Origin of the sequence: Roseovarius sp. D22-M7 (assembly GCF_037083785.1) — a bacterium.
Classification (GTDB): domain Bacteria; phylum Pseudomonadota; class Alphaproteobacteria; order Rhodobacterales; family Rhodobacteraceae; genus Roseovarius.
This window is the reverse complement of record NZ_JBAPKY010000105.1, coordinates 1-5256: the sequence shown is the minus strand read 5'-3', so window position 1 is coordinate 5256 and position 5256 is coordinate 1. Positions and strand designations below refer to the sequence as shown.

4 protein-coding genes are annotated in these 5256 nt (G+C 61.0%); 2 read left to right on the top strand and 2 right to left on the bottom strand.

What is annotated here, in order from left to right:
• Positions 1-105 precede the first annotated feature (105 nt).
• Both V8324_RS20930 and istB read right to left on the bottom strand, forming a co-directional pair.
• Positions 106-393, bottom strand: a complete 288-nt coding sequence (locus tag V8324_RS20930; RefSeq protein WP_336421834.1) for a hypothetical protein — start codon at positions 391-393, stop codon at positions 106-108.
• Positions 394-550: 157 nt separating this feature from the next.
• Positions 551-1279, bottom strand: coding sequence for an IS21-like element helper ATPase IstB (gene istB, locus V8324_RS20925; protein WP_336421833.1), 729 nt, complete (start codon positions 1277-1279; stop codon positions 551-553).
• A gap of 188 nt (positions 1280-1467) precedes the next feature.
• Between istB and V8324_RS20920 the strand changes: the two genes are divergently transcribed.
• Complete coding sequence (locus tag V8324_RS20920) at positions 1468-4059, top strand: hypothetical protein (RefSeq protein WP_336421832.1); 2592 nt, start codon at positions 1468-1470, stop codon at positions 4057-4059.
• Positions 4060-4089: 30 nt separating this feature from the next.
• A complete protein-coding gene (locus V8324_RS20915) occupies positions 4090-5160 on the top strand; it encodes a TAXI family TRAP transporter solute-binding subunit (protein WP_336421831.1) in 1071 nt (356 codons plus the stop codon).
• Positions 5161-5256: the final 96 nt, after the last annotated feature.

The following is a 5256-nucleotide window of genomic DNA, read 5'->3' as shown; positions in this document are numbered from 1 at the left end:
GCCTCGCAGATCACCTCACGGGGGTGGCCACATGTCATGGAATGACTGGCCACATGCGCGTGGAACAGGTGGCCACATGTCGTGGAATACGCACTCCATGACGAATCACGATCGTATCGAAGCCAGCAATGCCAAGTCTGGTGGGTGATTCAAGTTGCCACACGACTTGTGGGTAACTGCAAGCCCCGCCGAAGCCTTACCCTGTAAAGCGGCGCGGGCCGCTTCCGCAAAAGTGTTCACTTCAGACAGCTCTTGAATACCTTCACGCTCACCTGGCTGATACCAGCCCCCACGCCAATTGGTAGTAAACTTCATTACCGTAAGATGCCGGTCGTTATGAGCGTTCGCATGCTCAACAAGCATTTCCCACAATTTTTGATCTTCGCTGATCATAGCTTCTCCAGATATGGTCTCTACGAGACTCGGTAGGTTCACCAAAAAAAATGCGCATTCCGACGTATCCGGTCGGCTGTTCCGACAACATCCGGTCAGTCATTCCGGGGTATCCGGTCACCTTAGGATCGTTGCCGCGAAGGCATGGTTTTTGATGTCAGGGCGTGGGGCCTTCGTCAACTTGTTCTGTGGCATCTGTCGAACGGCGCATTGAATGGCCGTCCAGTTCGAGGCGATAGGCGTTGTGGACCAAGCGGTCGAGTACGGCATCGGCGAACGTAGGTTCGTCGATGACGTCGTGCCAAGCTGCGACCGGGAGCTGGCTGGTGATCAGGATCGAGCCTCGCCCATGGCGGTCCTCGACGATCTCCATGAGATCGCGACGCTGACCGGCGGTCAGGCGGTCCGGCCCCCAGTCGTCGAGAATGAGCAGGTCTGCCCTCACCAGAGATCGGAAAAGGCGTGGAAAGCGTCCGTCGCCATGGGCCAGGTCGAGATCGGCGAACAGGCGTGGTAACCGCTGGTAGATGACGGTGAGGTTGTCGCGGCAGGCTTTCTGGCCCAGGGCGCAGGCAAGCCAGGTCTTCCCGACCCCGCAGGGGCCGGTGATCATCAGGTTGCGGGCGCCTTTGATCCAGCGTCCGGTGGCGAGTTGCTGGAACAATGCCCGGTCCAGTTTGCGCGGTGTGCGGAAGTCGACGTCTTCAATGGCTGCCCCGATGTGGCGCAGTTTTGCCGCTCGCATGCGGGTCTGGGACCGTCGGGTATTGCGGGTAGCGACCTCGCGGTCGATCAGCAAGCCAAGCCATTCGGCGTGGCTCAGGTCGGCGGTGGCGTCTTGCGCCTGCAAGTCGACGAAAGCCTCGGCCATGCCGTCGAGCTTCATCTGTCGGAGTTGGTCCAGGGTGGGGTCCCGCCTCGATCACCCTATCGAGCGCTATCCGCAGGATCGCCGTGCTCGATTTGCCATGGAGACTGTGACCGACGTTGCGGCGTTGCATCTGACAGAAGACCGGGTAACATTGGTTAACGTGTGGATGGTGTTCGACAACAGTCGTTGGGGGGGGATCGGAGATGACCGGGGCTCATCGAACTGCAGCTCTCGTGCTTGTTCTGCTGTCTGTGCTGCTAGCGGAACCGCTTCACGCGCAGAACACGGATGATGATGGGGACGCGCAGGCCGTGCAGTCCTTCTCCGAAGAGGCCGCAGCGTTTCGGCAGGACACTGTGACACTGGAGGTAGACATCACCGTCCGGGAGCCAGCTGTCGCAGACATTCGTTCGGAGCGCTCGGCGGAAGCCGCGGAGTTAAGCCCCGCGCGACAGGAAAAGGAACGGTTGCTGTCGGAGCTTGAACGGCTGCGTCCGGCAAGGGACGCGAAACAGCAACGGCTGGAGACCGGCCGCGCGGACCCGGTGGATGCTGACGGCGACCGTCAAGCGGCCCCAAGCGACGGTGCAGTGCCGACCGAGCAAAGCGGATCAGAACGGACGGAACTCGTTGCGGACGAACAGGAATTGAAGCAGCGAATTGAAGCGCATCGCGCTCAGATTGCGTCAATGGAAGAAGAACTTCAGGAACTGAACGCGACAAAGTCCGTATTGACGTCGACGATTGAGGATACGGTCGCCGAACTGGGTCGAGTTACAGAAGATGCTTTGGCCGAGCTGGATCGCCTGGCTGAAGAAACCGCGGCAAAGGTCGCCGAAGCCGAGGCGGTAGAGGCCAAGCTGCAAGTGCTGAAAGAGACCGCGGTCGAACGCGACGCGCCACCGTCTCCTGCGAGGGGTAATGCGGAGGAGAGGCTTTCGGACATGCAGGTTCGGATTGCGGATGCAGAAGCACGTCTTGAGGGGCGCCAAGAAGAGCTCGATGCGCTCGCCGTGGACATATCGTCCGGTCTTGAAGAGGTAGCGTCGCTTTCAGAGCGCCAATCCGGCCTCAAGAACGAGATCGGATCTGCTGAAGAGGTCTTGGTGGGCATCCGCCGAGAGATAGAGACCGCACGGCAAGACCTGACGTCCTTGACGGAGAGGAAGACCAGCCTCGAGGGCGAGATCGCCTCCGCGGACGACGCCCTGGCGGGGATTCGTGACGCGCAAACGCAGGCAGAGGCCGCCTTGGCAGATACGCAGGCCCAAGCCACGGAAGCATCCGAAAGATTGATCGCGCTTGAAGCGCAACGGCAGGCCGGCAAAGCCCGGCTTGCCGCGTTCGGCGACAGGCAAGCCGGTCTGGAAAACGATATCGCGGCTGCTGAAGAAACGTTGGCCGGCTTCTTGGAGAAGGCGAATGCTGCGAAAAAGGCCCTCAAGGAAAGGCAGCAGCGTGCCGCCGAGGTCGAAAGCGATCTGGAGGCTGCCAAGGAGCATGTCGCCGAAGCCGAAGCCCGGGAACTGACGCTGGCGCAGAACGCAACCGCACTGGAACAGAAGGCGGAGGCGTTAAGGGCGGACATCGCGCGGCTGGAGGCGCAGGCCACGGATCTTCCGGCGCTTATGGAACGTCAGGACGCGGTGCGCGCGACCGTGGAAGAGCTGGAAGGCCGCGCCGCCACGCTCCGGCAGGATGTCTCCGATCGTCAGGCGGCAGCGCGCCGGGCCGCGGAGCAGAGCCTAGAGGCGCAGCAAGAGCTTGCGCGGCTCGAGGACGCGCGCAGCGCTGTCGAAGCGGAATTGCAGAACCTGCAGGCCAGCCTCGCGGATCGCAGAGAGGCGGCACAGGCCGAGGTAGAATCGCAAGTTCAGGGCCGGACGGCCGAGCTGCAGGAACTGGAACAGAAGATTGCAGATGCCGAGTTGCGCTTTTCCGAAGCCGAGACCCGTAATGCGGCGATTGCCACCGAGCTTGCGTCCCTGGGCGACGAGCGCACCAGCATCCGTGAGTCGCTGCGAAACTTGCAGGCAGAGATGGAGGCAACGCGCAGAGAAGCCCGCGAGGATCGCTCTCGAATTGCGAAGGAGCGCGAAGAGGCGGAAGCAGCCTTTGCGCGACTGAACGGCCAGATGGAAACGACGCGTGCCGAACTTGCCGCCGCGCAGTCCCGTTTTGCGGATCTGAAGACCAGAAACGAGACCGCTCAACAGGAGCTGGTCTTCATCAATGCGAACCGTACGAAAGCCGAGGGCGAACTGAACACGCTGACAGCCGAGATTGCAGAGAGCCGGAGGGCCGCCGAAGAGGATCTCGCCCGGATCACCGAGGCGCGCCGTGATGCCGACGCCAAGCTGTCCGAACTGACCGGCATGATAGAGTCGGCCAAGTCCGACTTGTCGTCGACCGAGGCGGCGCGGGTGCAGACAGAGGCGCAATTGGCATCGTTGCGCAGCTCGCGCTCCGAAGCCCAGGCGAACCTGAACGACCTGCAGAACCAGATCGACATGGCAAAAATGGCGCTTGAAGATGTCGGGACAGGGGACCGGAACCTCGCGACACCGCCTGCAGAAGTCGCCGCCGAGCCCGCCCTCAATCTGCGGTCGGCCTCTGTCGTGGATGCTGCGATACAGCGCGCGCCGGGCCTGCCGAGCGCCGCAACGCCCGAAGTGGAAAAGCTGCGGCGTCTGTTGGTCAATGGCGCTTGCGCGACGGACGCGCTGCGCGCAACGTTCGGGGACATCAATCGACAGACCCTCGTTTCCCTCGTAAGAACCTTGGGTGGATGTTGAGAATATCGGTTTGAAGATAGGACGAAATCTATGAGACATTTCAGAAGACTGCTTTCCCGCGTTGTTGCCGTCGGCGCAGCGGCAATAGTTGTGGTTTCGCTGGTCGCCACACGCCTCGATGCGCAGGATTTCGAGAAGAATATCCTGACGGGCGGGTTTACCGGCACATATATTCAGTTCGGTCGTGACATGAGCACCATGGCGCAAAAATGCGGCGTGACCCTGAACGTACGAGAAAGCGCCGGTTCGCTTGAGAATTTTCTGGGCGTCCGCAAGCGCCCTTTCACGCAGTTCGGCATCGTGCAATCGGATGTGCTCGAGTATCTCAATACCTATGCGGCCGATGACCCCGCGGTCGCGCGCGCGATCGTCGGCGTCCGGATCGCGTTTCCGCTCTACAATGAAGAGGTTCACATCCTGGCCACACGCGATGTGACATCACTGGCGGATCTGGCTGGAAAACGCGTTGCCATCGGCGTCGAAGAAAGTGGAACGTTCCTGACTGCATCGCTGGTGCTGGACCTGGCCGAAGTCACGCCTGCGGAGCGCCTGACGATCGATGCGGAGTCTTCGCTAGCGGCTTTGCTCGCCGACGACATCGATGCGTTCTTCTATGTCGCCGGCGCGCCTACGAAGATCTTCCAGTCGGACCAGATCGATCCGGAACGATTTCACTTGGTGCCGGTCGCGGACCCGACACTGCGCGCCGTCTACCAGAGCACGACAATTCCGGCTGGAACATATTCATTTCTGACGAACGATCTCGAGGCAATTGCCGTCAAGGCGGTGCTGATGACCTACGAATACAATCCGCGCCGCAACCCGTATCACCGCGCGAGTTGCGAGGCCGTGTCCGAGATCGCACATGCGGTGGTCACCTATTTCGATACATTGCGCGAGAGCGGACATCCGAAGTGGAAACAGGTTGATTTGAACGACATTCCGCCGGGCTGGGATGTCGGATCCTGCGTCAATGCAGGACTTGACCCGGAATACCCCCTGTCATGCGAGGGAAAGGCCCCGGTTGCCGCTCCGTCGTCGCAGGAAAGCAACGCCAACAGGGCTTACCGCGAGCGGATTTGTGAAGCCGTCGGGTGCTGAGGTGTTGATTGTCGCTGAGATCTGACCCGGCAACCACCAAAATTGTCACTGAGAACTGACCCATGTGCAACCTTTCCCCGGCTTGAACCAGCTGGG